14 protein-coding genes are annotated in these 13588 nt (G+C 69.5%); 7 read left to right on the top strand and 7 right to left on the bottom strand.

What is annotated here, in order from left to right; genetic code table 11:
• The first annotated feature begins 209 nt into the window (after positions 1–209).
• Positions 210–686 (top strand): hypothetical protein, encoded by a 477-nt coding sequence (locus ACFWRV_RS15540; RefSeq protein ID WP_384334075.1) that lies wholly within the window; start codon positions 210–212, stop codon positions 684–686.
• 40 nt (positions 687–726) lie between these two features.
• Here ACFWRV_RS15540 and ACFWRV_RS15545 read toward each other — a convergent pair whose 3' ends face one another.
• Together ACFWRV_RS15545 and ACFWRV_RS15550 are read right to left on the bottom strand one after the other, a co-directional pair.
• Positions 727–1575 (bottom strand): NmrA family NAD(P)-binding protein, encoded by an 849-nt coding sequence (locus ACFWRV_RS15545; protein ID WP_384334078.1) that lies wholly within the window; start codon positions 1573–1575, stop codon positions 727–729.
• Positions 1572–1997: a nuclear transport factor 2 family protein gene (locus ACFWRV_RS15550; RefSeq protein ID WP_384334080.1), complete on the bottom strand. Its 426-nt coding sequence runs from the start codon at positions 1995–1997 to the stop codon at positions 1572–1574. The genes ACFWRV_RS15545 and ACFWRV_RS15550 overlap by 4 nt, the downstream gene beginning before the upstream one ends.
• Before the next feature lie 85 nt (positions 1998–2082).
• Between ACFWRV_RS15550 and ACFWRV_RS15555 the strand changes: the two genes are divergently transcribed.
• A complete protein-coding gene (locus ACFWRV_RS15555) occupies positions 2083–2697 on the top strand; it encodes a TetR/AcrR family transcriptional regulator (RefSeq protein WP_384334083.1) in 615 nt (204 codons plus the stop codon).
• A 160-nt stretch (positions 2698–2857) separates the two neighbouring features.
• Here the strand turns inward: ACFWRV_RS15555 and ACFWRV_RS15560 are convergent, their stop codons facing one another.
• Together ACFWRV_RS15560 and ACFWRV_RS15565 are read right to left on the bottom strand one after the other, a co-directional pair.
• Positions 2858–3073 carry a DUF397 domain-containing protein gene (locus tag ACFWRV_RS15560; RefSeq protein WP_384334086.1) on the bottom strand — a complete coding sequence of 72 codons (216 nt, stop codon included), beginning with the start codon at positions 3071–3073 and terminating at the stop codon, positions 2858–2860.
• Positions 3070–3909, bottom strand: coding sequence for a DUF5753 domain-containing protein (locus ACFWRV_RS15565; RefSeq protein WP_384334088.1), 840 nt, complete (start codon positions 3907–3909; stop codon positions 3070–3072). The genes ACFWRV_RS15560 and ACFWRV_RS15565 overlap by 4 nt, the downstream gene beginning before the upstream one ends.
• A gap of 93 nt (positions 3910–4002) precedes the next feature.
• On the opposite strand from ACFWRV_RS15565, the gene ACFWRV_RS15570 reads away from it, so the two are divergent.
• The 5 genes from ACFWRV_RS15570 to ACFWRV_RS15590 all read left to right on the top strand — a co-directional run bounded on the left by ACFWRV_RS15570 (position 4003) and on the right by ACFWRV_RS15590 (position 6403).
• Positions 4003–4263, top strand: a complete 261-nt coding sequence (locus ACFWRV_RS15570; protein WP_355471319.1) for a hypothetical protein — start codon at positions 4003–4005, stop codon at positions 4261–4263.
• On the top strand, positions 4260–4718 hold the full coding sequence (locus ACFWRV_RS15575) for a hypothetical protein (RefSeq protein WP_384334090.1): 459 nt from the start codon (positions 4260–4262) through the stop codon (positions 4716–4718). The genes ACFWRV_RS15570 and ACFWRV_RS15575 overlap by 4 nt, the downstream gene beginning before the upstream one ends.
• 4 nt (positions 4719–4722) lie before the next feature.
• The gene (locus ACFWRV_RS15580; protein WP_384334092.1) at positions 4723–5178 is read left to right on the top strand and encodes a hypothetical protein; all 456 of its coding nucleotides are present in this window, start codon (positions 4723–4725) and stop codon (positions 5176–5178) included.
• Between the two features lie 24 nt (positions 5179–5202).
• Complete coding sequence (locus ACFWRV_RS15585; RefSeq protein ID WP_384334095.1) at positions 5203–5583, top strand: hypothetical protein; 381 nt, start codon at positions 5203–5205, stop codon at positions 5581–5583.
• 124 nt (positions 5584–5707) lie between these two features.
• Entirely contained in the window at positions 5708–6403 is a 696-nt protein-coding gene (locus ACFWRV_RS15590; RefSeq protein ID WP_384334098.1) for a low temperature requirement protein A, read from the top strand.
• A 549-nt stretch (positions 6404–6952) separates the two neighbouring features.
• Here the strand turns inward: ACFWRV_RS15590 and ACFWRV_RS15595 are convergent.
• The 3 genes from ACFWRV_RS15595 to ACFWRV_RS15605 form a co-directional block, all read right to left on the bottom strand.
• Positions 6953–10288 (bottom strand): RHS repeat-associated core domain-containing protein, encoded by a 3336-nt coding sequence (locus ACFWRV_RS15595; protein WP_384334219.1) that lies wholly within the window; start codon positions 10286–10288, stop codon positions 6953–6955.
• A gap of 433 nt (positions 10289–10721) precedes the next feature.
• Positions 10722–12182 (bottom strand): glucoamylase family protein, encoded by a 1461-nt coding sequence (locus ACFWRV_RS15600; protein WP_384334100.1) that lies wholly within the window; start codon positions 12180–12182, stop codon positions 10722–10724.
• A gap of 160 nt (positions 12183–12342) precedes the next feature.
• Positions 12343–13569: a glycoside hydrolase family 1 protein gene (locus ACFWRV_RS15605; protein WP_384334103.1), complete on the bottom strand. Its 1227-nt coding sequence runs from the start codon at positions 13567–13569 to the stop codon at positions 12343–12345.
• Positions 13570–13588 lie beyond the last annotated feature (19 nt).

A 13588-nucleotide genomic window follows, 5' to 3' on the forward strand; every position in this document is an offset into this window, starting at 1 on the left:
CTCCGATCTCCTCCGATGTCCTCCGATCTTCTCCGAGACCCTGCGCGGATGCGGCTCCTGATTGCAGAGTGGAGGGGACAGCGGCGGAGCGAGGTCATCCGCGCCTGCTCGGCCCCCGCGCCGGACCGGCGGGTGGCGGGAGTCGGGGTGCGATGAGCGGGAGTGCGGCGAGGCGGACCGGCCCGGGCGCTGCGGTGGCGACTCAAGGTGTGCGGCGTCGGCGGGGGGTCGGGGCCGGCCCCAAGGACTGCGAGGCGCTGGAGCCTTACGGCCATGACGGCCCGATCGACGAGCTGATCGGCACGAAGGACAGCGCGACGAGGGGATTCAGCCGGGACGGCAAGTTCCTGAGCCAGCGGCTCTACAGCCGCATGCCCGCTCTGATGCACGGCCGTATGAACGAGGCGTTCGCCGCACTGACCGCCTGTCCCGAGTACACCGAACTCCTCGTCCTGGGCGGCAAGGGCAACGCCGAGTTGCTCGTGAAGACGCGCGCGGTCGAGGTCAGGGGTGTGGAAGGCCAGACCTACGGCTACGAGCGGACCGTGATGGACAGTGACCTGCGTTCGCCCGACCGCATGATGACGATCGCGGTCACGCGCGGATGGACGACGGTCATGCTCTCGGGCGCACCGGACCTCGTGAAGCAAGCTCTGGAGCCTGCCCTGCGAAAGGCGACGCGATGACCCACTCGCTGCCGTGGCCGGGCCTGATCTTCCTGGAACATCAGCCGCTGTAGCGCATCTCCTTCTCAAGGAGGGACCGGAAGGTACGCGGGGGCCGACCGGTGAGACGGTGGACGGTGCCGGTGACGCGGTCTTCCGCCCCTTCGGCGATAGCACGGTCCATGCCGGCCAGCATCGCGGCGAACTCCACCGGCACCTGAAGCGAGAGGCGGTCGCGCAGCTGCTCGTAGGACAGGCGTCGGTGGACCACGGGCCTGCCGGTGACCTCGGCGATGATCGTGGCGATGTCGTCGTGGCCGAGCGCCTCGGGTCCGGTGAGGACGAGATCGGTGTTGGGGGCTTGCTCGTCGGTCAGAGCGCGTACGGCGACGGCCGCGATGTCCTCGGCGTCGACGAAGCCGACCCGGCCGGTTCCGGTGGCGGTCCAGATGATGCCCTCGTCGCGGATGCTGTGCGCGTGCGCGTGCGTGCCGGTGAAGTTCTGCATGAACCACGAGGGCCGCAGCACCGCCCACTGCTCGAAGAGATCGGGCAGGGCTTGGTGCACCTGTCCCACCGCCGGGCCGCCCTCCGGGATGGCCGAGGAGCTGAGCAGCACCGCGCGGTGCACGCCGGCGGCGCGGGCCTCGTGGAGGAACGGCAGCATGGTCGCCGCGGGGTCGGAGTCGCCCACGGGCGGTACGAGGTAGACGCGGTCGACGCCGTCGAGAGCGGCCGGGTGCGTCGCGGGGGCGTACCAGTCGAAGGGGACCTGCTCGGCCCCGGCGACCGGAGTCGCCCGACGGCTGGCGGCTCTGACGCGGTGTCCCGCGGCCGTCAGCTGCGCGGCGGTGCGCCGTCCGGTGGTGCCGGTCGCGCCGATGACCAGAGTGGTGCGGGCGGTCGTCATCGGCTGCTCCCGGTGAAGTCGGCGCCGGGCTCCTGGACGGCGAGGGGGTTCCAGTAGTCGCGGTAGGAGGTGATGTGCCCGCCTCGAACGGTCACGACGGCGATGTAGGTCATGTCGAAGGGAGCGTCGCTCTCCACCAGACGGCCGACCCCGCGCATCTCGACCACGATGGTCTGCGGATCGGTGGTCTGGTGGATCCGCAGCTCGGGGAAGTCGTGCAGGTCGATGTGGTCGGGGTAGTGGCGCATGTAGGCGGCGATGGCCTCCTTGCCCTCCAGACGCCGGGGCCAGCCGTCAGGAGCGAACGGGAACTCCATCTCTCCGTCCTCGGCCCACAGGGCTACCCACGCGGAAATGTCCTTGTCGAGCAGCAGTCGCAGGCTGTGGCGGAAGAGATCCGCCGGGGAGGCTGGTGCGGGCATGGGTGTCCTCCAGTCGTAGAATCCGGACCATGGGTCCATTTAAAGATATGGACCGTGGGTCCGTTTTGCAAACGGAGGGAGCGGCATGTCCGAACGCCAGTCGTCCCGCAAGGACGCCATCCGCAACCGGGAGGCGGTTCTCGCGGCTGCCGATGCCCTCTTCGGCCGCCGAGCGAGTCCGGAGGACGTCACCATGGCGGACGTCGCGGCAGCGGCCGGCGTCGGCAAGGGCACGCTCTTCCGGGCCTTCGGCGATCGCGCCGGGCTGCTGCGCGCGCTGTACGAGGCGCGGCTCGAACCGATCGGGCAGGCCGTCGAGACCGGACCGCCACCTCTGGGGCCCGCGACCCCACCGCGGGATCGCGTACTCGCCCTGCTCGATGCCCTCTTGTGCTTCAAGCTCGACAACGGACGCCTCGCGCTGGCCCTGGAGGAGAGCGGCAGCGGCAGCAGCCCGTACCGGGCGGGGCACTACGAGCGGTGGCACGGCCTGCTCCGAGCCGTACTGGAGCAGATCCCCGGCCTGGCCGACGGCGACTTCACCGCCCACGCCCTGCTCGCCGCCACGCGGGCCGACCTCGTCGAGCACCTGGCCGGGGTAGAGCGCGTTCCGCGGGAGAGGATGCGGGAACAGCTCGCGAGCTTCGTGGCCAAGGTCCTGGCTCCGGAGCCGTTGCCGGGCGGGACCGTCGGGGAGTGAACGAGGAGCGGCGAGTGCGCCGGCGCACAGCACGCAGCCCGGTCGTCACCTTGCGGGTCGGGACCGGGCTGCGTGGGGTGGGCGAGGGCTGCCGTAGAGGTTCAACTTCGGCCAGGAGCCACCGAATGGCTACCGGCCTCGCCCACGGGAGCCTGGGGAATCAGGCGGCGCCGAAGTCCCCGGCCTGAAGGCCTGCCACGAACGCGGCGAACGCGGCGGCGGGAAAGCTGAGGGCCGGGCCGCCCGGGTTCTTCGAGTCGCGTACGGGGACGATGCCGGTGGCGGACGCGGTGGTCGGGGCCCACTCGACGCAGGTGCCGCCGTTGTCGCTGTAAGAGGACTTGACCCACTGAGGGGTCGTGGATTCGGTCGTCACGGGGTGCCCTTTCGATGCTGGTGGATCATGTCCACGGTATCTGTCTGCGACAGAGACACAGCCTGCAACTGATGGTAGGACCTCACCATCGGGATGACAGAGCTGAGTTCGCGGTCCAGATGGCCCTGCGTCTCGGACTCGACGTAGGAGACCACGGACCGGTCTTGCAGGGTCAGCAGATTCACCGCCCGATTGAAGGGCCGTTGCTCACCGATGCTGTACGGGGCGATCTGCAGCATGGTGTGGGACTGCGTGGCGAAGTCGACCAGATACTGCAACTGAGCGTCCATCACGGCAGGGCTGCCGATCGGGCGGCGGATGCAGCTCTCGTCCAGCACCGCGATCAGCATCGGCGGGACGGTGCGTAACAGCGCACCCTGGCGCTCCATGAGTAACGAGACGCGCTGATCGGCCTGTTCGGGGGTGATGACGCCCCGGTCGACCGCCCCGCGCGCCAGCGCCTCCGCGTACTCCCGGGTCTGCAACAGCCCCGGGACGACGCCCACCTCGAACAGCCGGATCTCCGCCGCCCGGCCCTCCAGCGCCACGTACTCCGGGAAGCCCTGCAACAGCACCCCGTGCTTGATCTTCCGCCACTCGCGCTCGAACGAATCAGCGGTTCCCGTGTAGTTCATCGCCACGTCAACGGCGATCGAGAACTGGCGAGTTGGGGACTTGTGGCACAATTCCACCCCGGAAACGTGCCGCCCCGTGTAACCGATGCGCGCGCCGAGATCGTCCTGCTTCCAGTCCCGTGCTTCGCGCTCCCTACGCAGACGTGCTCCGTAGGCGGCCTCCGGGCCCCCGTCAGGGTTCACTTCCTTGCGATTGACCAACGTATCCCCCAGGTCCGAAACGTTGAAGACGTATCCACGCTAGGCCACGCTGAGTCGCCCCGGTAGTCGTTCGGCTACAGAGAGGAGCGATCGGTGTACGGCGAGAACGCCAGCGCGAATACGGAACGGCCCCCACACGTCCCCGCCCCCGGGACTCTGCTCGCGGACACCAGTCGCGGTGACCGCGTGGGCGAGTTCCAGGGTGTCGCCGGCCCGTACTGGTCCCTCCGGCCGGTCGGCGGCGGGCGCGAGTGGGAGGTCGAACCCCGTTACGTACGGCCCGCGTTGCTCATGGAGCAGCTTCGGGCCCGTACCGCGCGCCTCAACGCCCGCAGCCGGGGAGAAGTGCTGTGAGGGCGGCCCTTCCGGGCGCGGGCCGTGCGAGGGTGCTGGACTACGTCGCGGCCGTCACGGTGACGGTCGGCGGCCGGGCTCTCCCGCTCGGCGGGGTCGCGCTGCCGAACCGTCGGCTCGTTCTCCGCTGGCTCCGGCGGCAGGCGCTGCGGCTGGCGGACGGGCACGGGCGGAATCTGCCCCCGGCCGCCCCGTGGCTCGGGGCCAGGGACGTCCGGCCGGTCGCCTTCCACGGCTCCGACGCTCCCGAGGCGCTCCGGGCGTGGGCGGGCGACCACGGCAGTCAGGACCACGCCATGGGCGCGCTGGAATCCGGGCGCCCGGCCCTGCTCACCGTGGTCGACCCCTTCGCGGGGCTGCGCGTCACCCTCGGCGCGTGGCCCGTGGATCTGTGGGGGTGGACGGCGCAGGCCTCGGCGGACCACCCGTTCCCGCCCCGTACGGAAGGGGCCTGACCACGTGCTGCAATGCACCGCCGTGACCCACGTCCCGTACGCCGAAGCGCTGCTGGCGCTCGCGACGATGGAGGGCGGGCCCGAGCACCCACCCGATGCCGTGGAGCCGGAGGACTTCCTCCTGTGCGAGCTGGGCGACCACGACGAGTCGGCCGAGCACGCCGGGCACCTGTGGGCGGCGGACACCCCGGACGACCAGGACCTGTGGCTCCTCTGGTCAGGGACCGGCGCCCACCGCGTCCATCGGCTCGACACGCTGCGGCTGTGCCCTGCCGTGCTCCGCGAACTGGCGACCCGCACGGTGACCACGTGCGCGTTCTTCGATCACCACCCCGGGCCGCACTCCTTCTCCGTGACCGACCCGCTCGGCGACCTCATCGCCGCACACGTCCTCAGCGAGGTCCGGCGACTCGTCTCCGAGGACGACGCCCCCGACGTACCCGACACAGACGCGCCCTGACGGCGACCGGAGGTTTCCCGCCCCATGAAGCAGTGCACCGCCGTAACCCTGCTGCCACCCCCGGACTTCGTGCTCCGCCTCGCCGCTGCCGGCGGCGGCAGCCGCCCGGAAGCCGGACACCTGCTCTGCGAGCTGGCCGCCGGCCACAACGGCGACCATGCGATGGCGTTGTGGGACAACGACGCGAACCAGACCGCCGTCTGGGCCCGCTGGAGGGGCGACCGGGCGACGCTCGCGGAGCTGGTGTGGTGCGGTGGGACCGATCCCCGGGGTGACGGCGCGTGCGGGCTGTTCGCGGGCCACCCTTCCGCGCACGACCGGGACATCGTCGATCCGACGCTCGCGGCGGTGGACGCCGTGCTCGCGGGGGAGTACCCGCATCTCGCCCCGCGTGACGGCGTGTGATTCCCCGTCGCGGCAGCCTGGCGTGGGAATGATGGCGCGCCTGTCAGAACATCCCGAAAGCGATATGCGCGACCGGAGCGGCAGGTCCGAGGGGTCCAGCCGACCGCGACGCCGGCTCGTCCCGATGACCGGTCGTGACCCCGGGGAGGACGGGCGGGTCTCCTCACCGCTGGAGCTGCTGTTCGACCTGACCTTCGTCGTCGCGGTCGGTACGGCGTCGTCCCAGTTCGCCGAGCTGCTGGCCGAGGGACACATGGGGCACGCGGTCACCGCGTTCGTCATGGCGATGTTCGCGATCAGCGTCGCCTGGATCAGCTTCAGCTGGTTCGCCTCGGCGTTTGCCACCGACGACTGGCTCTACCGGGTCCTGACGATGCTCCAGATGATCGGGGTCGTGGTCTTCTCGCTCGGCCTCCCGGCGATGTTCCACTCCGTCGACGAGGGCGGGCACCTCGAACTGCGGGCGATGGTCGCGGGGTATGTCGTGATGCGGATCGCGATGGTGTTCCAGTGGGCGCGTGCCGCCCGGGAGGCCCCCGAGTACCGGGACGTCTGCCTGGCCAACATCCGCTGGACGGTGGTCGCCCAGGTCGGGTGGGTCGTCCTGGCCTTCGTCGGGCTGCCGGTGTACGCCGTGTTCGCGGCGTTCGCCGTCCTCGGCGCGCTGGAACTGGCCCTGCCGGTCTTCGTGGCCGCTGGGGCGGGACGTCGGCGCCTTACCCCGACGTCCTTCCGGACCTGTACATCAGCACTCCGATGCCCAGGAAAACAACGGGAGCGGCCATCACCGGGACGAATTTCGCCCCCGTGGCCAGCATGACGGCAACGCATATCACCATGAACGCGGTAAGGGCGAGTACCAGGAGTCCGAAGACCTTACTTATCGTTGCCTTCTCGTTGGTCATGCGGCGATCCCTTGCTGATCGTCTCGCGCGGACGGCCGCCATCCTGGAAGCACACCTCCTTGAACGCTCCGGCCGCGATGAGACAGACCACGCCTGCTCCCAGGAAGAGGACTAGGGTGACCGACTTGCCGATCACTGCGTTGCGCTCGTCCTGTCGCGGATCCTGTACCTGCCGGTGCGACTTTCAGTTGCGCCCGGTCTTCCCTCTCTGAATGAAAAAATACCCCGCTACGGAAATGCATCCAAGGATCCCCAGGAGTGCCCATCCTCCAGTATTTCCGGAAGCGATAAGGAAGATCGAAAATGCAATACCCAAAACCGCGAACACTGCAGCGAACTGAACATACCGCTTGACGGCGGCTCGCTGCTCCATTGTCCATCCGACGTGTGGATCTGACATGCTGTATTCCTTTCTGTGCTCTGGGTGGGAGAGGGGGATTCCCCTCTCCCACCCAGAATTCTAGTTACCCGCCAACCGCGTTAGAAGCTATCTGCCCTGCGCTCCAGGAGATTGCGTAACAACCAGCAGTGGCTCCCAGGGATCCACCCAGAGTAGGGGCGGCGCTGGCGGCTACTGCCGCTCCGCACAAGCCTCCTGCCAGGCCACCGGCAACCACACCTGCGACATCGCCCCACAGGGCTTTGGTGTCTCCTTGGGCCAAGTGGACGGCTCCTGTGGCTATGTCGCCGACAGGGCCGAGCGCATCTGCGACACCGCTCAGGCTGAGAAGCCCGGTGGGGTCGATGCGGTTGACGGGGTCGCCTTCGGCGTAGAGGTAGGGGTTCTCTTCCTGCCCGGAGGGGTCGGGGCTGGTGAAGCGGCCGATGTTGGGGTCGTAGTAGCGGGCCGCGAAGTGGTAGAGGCCGGTGGGGTCCTGGTAGCCGCCGGCGAAGCGGTAGGGCTGGGGGACCTGTTCGGTGGTGGTGGCTCGCTGGACGCCGCGGGGGCTGTAGGCGTACGTGTTGACCTTCGTGCCCGCTTCGTCGGTCAGGGCGACGACGCTGCCGAGTGCGTCGGTCAGGTAGTAGTGGTTCTTCCCCCCACGGGTCATGGAGTTCAGCGTGCCCCCGGGCTCGCGGTTGAATCCCGTGTCCACCCCGGCCGTTGAGGTGGCGGACAGCCCGAGGGGTCCGTTGTGGAAGAAGGTGTCGCCGAGCTTGATGCGCTCGGACTGGTCGGTGGAGCCGTACTGACCCGCGTACGTCTTGCCGCCGGTCGTGATCGACGTCATCTGCGAGTAGTCCGTCCACTTCATCCCGGTGCGGACGGACTCGGGGGTGGAGGCGGCGGCGGTCTCGTTGCCGATCTTGTCGTAGGACCAGTTCGTGGCCGAGCCGTCTTTCGCGGTGATCTGCTGGGCGTCGTTGATCGTGTAGGTGGTGCCGCGCGGGCAGCCCTTGTCGACGCCCTGCGAGGTCAGGTTCCCGGCGAGGTCGTAGCAGTACTGCCAGGAGGAGGTGAGGGTGCTGCCCTTCTTCTCCGCCGCGTAGGCGAAGCGGCCCGACTTGTCGTACTCGTAGCTCGTCTTCGTCCCCGCGACCGCGTCCGTCGTGGTGCCGATCTTGCCGCCGTCCTTGCCGTCCGGGCGGGCGTAGGTGTAGGCCAGGTCGACCAGGGTGCCCTTGGGGCTGGTGGCCTTGATCTTCTCCGGGCGGCCGGACTTGTCCGGGGTGACCTCCTGCACCGTGTTACCGGGGTAGGTGGTCGTGGTGCGGACGTCGTTCTTGTTGTACGCGTACGTGGTGATCTTGCCCTTGGGGTCCTTCAGCTCGGCGAGCTTGTTGACCTCGTTCCAGGTGTAGTCGGTCAGGCCCGCGGGGTCCTTGTAGGTGTCGACGTTGCCCGCCGGGGTGTAGGCGAGGACCGTCTCGGAGCCGTTCTGCAGGGTGCGGGCCGTCTCGCGGGAGAGGGGGTCGAAGTCGTACCTGATGACTCCCGTGCCGTCGGAGCGCTGGATGAGGTTGCCGTCGCTGTCGTACTCGTAGGTGACGGCCTGGTAGTTGGAGGAGTCGACCTTCTTCACCCGGTCACGGTGGTCGTAGGTGTAGACGATCGTGACCCCACGGGCGTCCTTCACCGTCTCCGGGCGGCCCAGGCCGTCGTAGGTGTAGGTGGTCGTGCCCAGCGGGGCCGGTGCCTTGACCGTCTTCAGGTTGCCCTGGGCGTCGTAGGTGAACGTCGTGGAGACCGACTTCGACTCCGTCATCTTCGTGGTGACCTTGCAGACCTGGCCCTCGAAGCCGCCGCAGGTGGGGGTGGCGGGGTTGTAGTCGAAGGACTGGTTGCCACCGCCCGTTCCCTGGACCGCGACGGACTTGGTGTTGCCCGCCGTGTCGTAGGTGTACTTCGTCTTCTCGTCGTCCGCCGTGGTCATCGTCTCGGGCAGGTCCGACCCGGCGATCGTCTGGTAGCCGGTCATCGTGGCGGTCGCACCGGTGGGCAGCTCGGACGATGTGGGGTTGTTCCGCGAGTCCCACCCGTACTTGGTGACGTTTCCCGAGGCCCCGCCCACGCCCATGGCGTCCGCGGCCTCCTCGACGTTGCGGTTCGCGTCGTACTTCTTGGAGCGCGACCGTTCCAGTGCGTCGGTGACCTTGTCGACCTGGCCGTCCGCGTCGTGCTCGTACTTCGTCGCGTGGTTCTCCGGGTCGGTGACCGTCGTCCTGCCGGCCGCCGACGGGGTGGCGGCGGAGTAGGCGTAGGTCCAGGTCGGGCCGGTGTGGCCGGAGCCGCCCAACTCGGTGGCCCGGAGCATCGAGGTGACGCGGTTCTGGTCGTCGTAGGTGAAGACCGTCACCCGCCCCTTCGGGGTGGTGATCTTCGTCAGCCGGCGTGAGGAGTCGTAGCCGAAGACCGTGGACTTGCCCTCGGTGTCCGTCGTCTTCGCCAGGTCGCCGGCCGCGTTCAGGTCGAAGACGGCCGTGCGGCCGGTGTGGTCCTTGGCCTGCCACTGGTTCGGGTACGTCTTGACCAGGTCCACCCAGCGCCCGGAGCGGGTCTCGGTCAGCTTGAAGCCCTTGTGCTCGCCGCCCTCATGGTGCTGGGCGACCGTGATGGCCCCCTTGTTCTTGTCGGTCACCTTGGTCAGCGTGCCGTTGGCGTCGTAGGTGTCCTTCGAGCCGGACTTGCGGTCGGTCAGCGTGTACGTGCCGTCCGCGTTCTTCTTCAGGTCCTTGGAATAGCCCTTCGGGGTGGTGAGCGCCCCACCCGACTCCTTCGCGAAGCGGACCGCCGCTCCGGTGGCGTCGTACAGGACCACCTCGTCCGCGTTCTCGAGGTTCAGATAGCGCTCGTACTCCTGCCACCACCGCTGCGACACCTTGCCCCATGGGGCGTCCAGCGAGTTGTACGTCCGGGCGAGGCGCAGCTTCTGCCCCACCCCGGCGATCTCGAAGTCCGTGCCCGCCAGCATCAGGTTGCCGGTGGAGTAGTTCACCCGCGCCACCAGCGAATCGGTGATCCGGAAATCGGATATCTGGTGCCAGGGCACCGAACCCTGACCCTCCGGAACGTACGCGGCCGCGGCCGCCGCCGCTCCCCGGGCCGCCGCTCGGGCGGCCGGTGCGGGCGGCGTGCCTGTCGTCGCGCGCTCCTCCTCGGCCTCCAGCCAGGCCGCCTTCTTCGCCGAGGGCGCCGCCTCGGTCTCATTGCCGACCGGCTTGTTGGAGCCGACCTTCACCGGCGGGATCTCCGCCTTGGGCCCGCCCGGCCCCCAGGCGGACGTCGCCGCCCCATCGGCGGCCGGCTTTCCGCCCGGGGCCGCCAGCGACGGCAGGGCCGAGGCTCCGAGAGCCGCCACCACCAGGGCGGCGGTCAACGCGCTTCTGCGCTGGATACGGGCACGCCGAGACGACGTGCCGAAAGCACGCGAAACCATGCGATCCCCCCACGGGATACGTAGACGCGGTGAGCGCTGCGCTCACCGGAGCGGCACACGCTGCCACGGTTTCTTCACGCGAAACGAACACTTATGCGTGCTGAAACGAGTAAACGCGCCAGAACAAGCCAGAGTTGCTGTCCGGTATCACCGTGGATGGGGAGGGAGTTGTCCCCTCTCTTGCCTTGTGGAAACTGTTTCAGGGTGAACGAAACGGGGCCGGAAAACGACCATGCGGGGAGCCTTGCAATGGGGACGTGGCCGCTGCCGGACACCTCGGACAGCCGGGTGCCTGTTCACGTGTTCGTGGCCCGCGTTCCCGCGCGCCGGCAAGGCCTCTCCGTGCCGTTCGGCCTCAGACCGAGAACCGCTCCCGCTCCAGCAGTGGCCGTACCCGGCTCCGGAACCCGCCCGTGCGGAAGGGCCGTTGAAGCAGGCCGGGGCGCAGTTCCTGGGCCAAGGCCGCGGCGATCATGCCCTGGTCCAGCGCGAGCATGAAGTCGCTGACCCGGCCCGTCGACACGTTCACCGAGTCCCGGAAGCCGAGCCCGTCCTCGTACGCGCCGAAGTCCCTCTCCAGGGAACGGAGGTTGGCCACCGCCTCCCGGCCGGCGTACGGCAGGGCCAGGAAGGAGGCGTGCGGGGTGACGACTCCGTTGGTGAACGCCGAGGGAGGCGGGAGCGGTTCGCCGTCCGTGGTGTGCGTGCGGTCGGTGTTGGAGGCGTAGCCGTCGACCTGCATGCCGAGCGCGTCAACCCCGTACTCCTGATAGCCGTCCTCGGGGACGTTGGCGGGGGAGAAGCCCCAGTAGCCGTACTCCGCCTCCCGCAGGCCGTGGTCGATCTGCCCGCGTACGTAACGCTGGTGGGTCACGCCCCACGCGCGCGGCGACCACTCCGGCTCCGGCACGAACAGCGGCACCATCAGCGCCTCGAACATCGAGCCGCCCCAGGTGGGGACCACCTTCCGGCCGCGGTGCGTGTAGTGGCCGTTCCACACGCGTACGCCGTCGACCGTGACGTAACCGCCGCCCGGCTTCTGCTCCTGCTCGTGCTCCGGCAGCATCGTGCGCAGCAGGTGCCAGTAGTGGTCGCCGGGGAGTGACCCGTCAGCGATACCCAGGTAACTGGCCATGCGAGGCTCGGTGTTGAGCGCGCCGTAGTGATGCGGGGTCGGCTCGTCCGTGTCCGTCCAGATGCCGCCCCGGAGCTGGCCCGGGCCCGCCACCGGGTCGGCCGGGTCGTACGGGGTGTAGAAGTACGACCAGTCCGCCGTGGCCAGGATGCGGTCGATGCGGGGGCGCAGCGCCGGGGCGGCGTCGGCGGCGATCCGCAGGCCCGTCACCAGCCACGCGTTGTCCACCGAGGACAGGAACGGGCGGACCGGGGCTCCGGTTCCGGGCCACTCGGTCAGCACCGAACCGTCGTGCGCGTCGTACCAGTTGAGCCAGAAGCCATGGTGTCGCTCCAGCTTCTCGACCGCTGTGACCGTACGGGTCAGGGCGCGGACCATCGTGCTCTCGCGGATCACCCCGAGGCCCGCGGCGGCCACCGCCGACCAGAGACCGCAGCCGATGTTGGTCGGTGATGTCTGGCGGGACGGGACGGGGGCTCCCGCGCCGCTGAGGTCGATCTTGTCGGTGACCAGGCCGAGGCCGGTCGTCATCGCCTCGATCGAGCGGTACGTGTCGCGGAACCAGGTCGTGAGGAGGCGCGAGTCGGCGGGGGCGGCTGCTGTTGCGGGGGCGGTCACGGCTCCGAGCGACAGGGCCGCGGCCCCGGTCCCTGCGGCGGTGAGAAACGTGCGACGGTCCATCGGTCCGGCTCCTGGTGGCAGAAGGGAGAGAGGGGAACAGTGCTCGTGCGGGCGGCTCGGGAGCCGGCGGTCGTCAGGTTCCGCCGGCTCCCGGGCCGGAGGGAGCCGTCAGGTGGCTCCCCGTATCAGGGGCGTCCCCCGGTATCGGGAGACGCCGGAATCACGCTGCCGTGCGCGGGAGTTCACGCGCGCGGCCCAGCGAGCCGAGCCACTTCGCCGAGTCGCGCGGGGTGCGCTCGAAGGTCTCCCAGTCGATCGCGATCAGACCGAAGGTGGCCCTGTACGTGCCCCACTCGTAGTTGTCGAGCGCGCTCCACGCCAGGTAGCCCCGGATGTCGAGGCCGTCCTCCAGTGCCGAGGCGACCTCGTTCAGCGCGCCCGTGTAGTAGTCGACCCGGCGGCTGTCGTCGGCGGTTGCGATGCCGTTCTCGGTGACGATCAGCGGGACGTCCCCGACCACCTCGGCCGTGTGGCGCAGGGCCTCGCCGACCGCGCCCGGGTAGTACTCCCACGTCGTCAGCGTCCGCTCGACGTCGTCGGCCGCCGGGATCGGTCCGTCGGGGCCGATCCGCGTACGGGTGTAGGACTGCACGCCGATCCAGTCGTCGCCGCGCGCCGCCTCGATGAAGACGTCCTCGCGCGGGTGGCGGTAGGCGGCGGTGACGTCCTCCGCGCCGGGGAGGGCCTGGTAGACCTGGTTGGCGATGGTCCAGCCGACCTGGATGCCCGCGTCCAGGGCCCGGACCTCCTTCACCGCCGCGTGGTGGGCGGCGATGACGGCCTCGGTCGTCTCGTCGTCGGGGGTCGGCAGGCCGGCGGGCGGGAAGCTGTTGTCGCCGCGCTTGGCCTGGCCCGCCATGACGGCGATCATGTTCGGCTCGTTGATCGTGCAGACATGGGAGACCCCCTCGGAGATCACCGGGGCGCACGCAGCCACGTACCGGGCGAACAGCTCCACCGCGCCCTCGGCCGTCCAGCCGCCGCGCGCCTCGAACCACTGGGGGACGGTGAAGTGGTGCAGGGTCACCATCGGGCGCAGACCGCGCTCGATCGCGCCCTCCACCATCCGGCGGTAGTGCGCGAGCTGGGCGCGGGAGAAGTGGCCCTCGACCGGCTCGATGCGGGCCCACTCGATGGAGAACCGGTAGTCCGTGAAGCCGAGCGAGGCCAGCAGGTCCATGTCCTCGGGCCAGCGGTGGTAGCTGTCGCAGGCGTCCAGGCTCGGCTCCGCGATGTGGGTGCCGGCGGCGTGCTCCTTGACCCACCAGTCGCAGTCGGTGTTGTTGCCCTCGATCTGGTGGGCGGCCGTGGACGCGCCCCAGAGGAAGCCCTCGGGGAACGGGACGGAGACCGTGGCCGGCTGGTTCGGGGCAGGGGTGTTCGTCATCGCGACATGTCTTTCTGGT

The sequence above is a fragment of the Streptomyces sp. NPDC058576 genome, assembly GCF_042718715.1.
Lineage (GTDB): Bacteria > Actinomycetota > Actinomycetes > Streptomycetales > Streptomycetaceae > Streptomyces.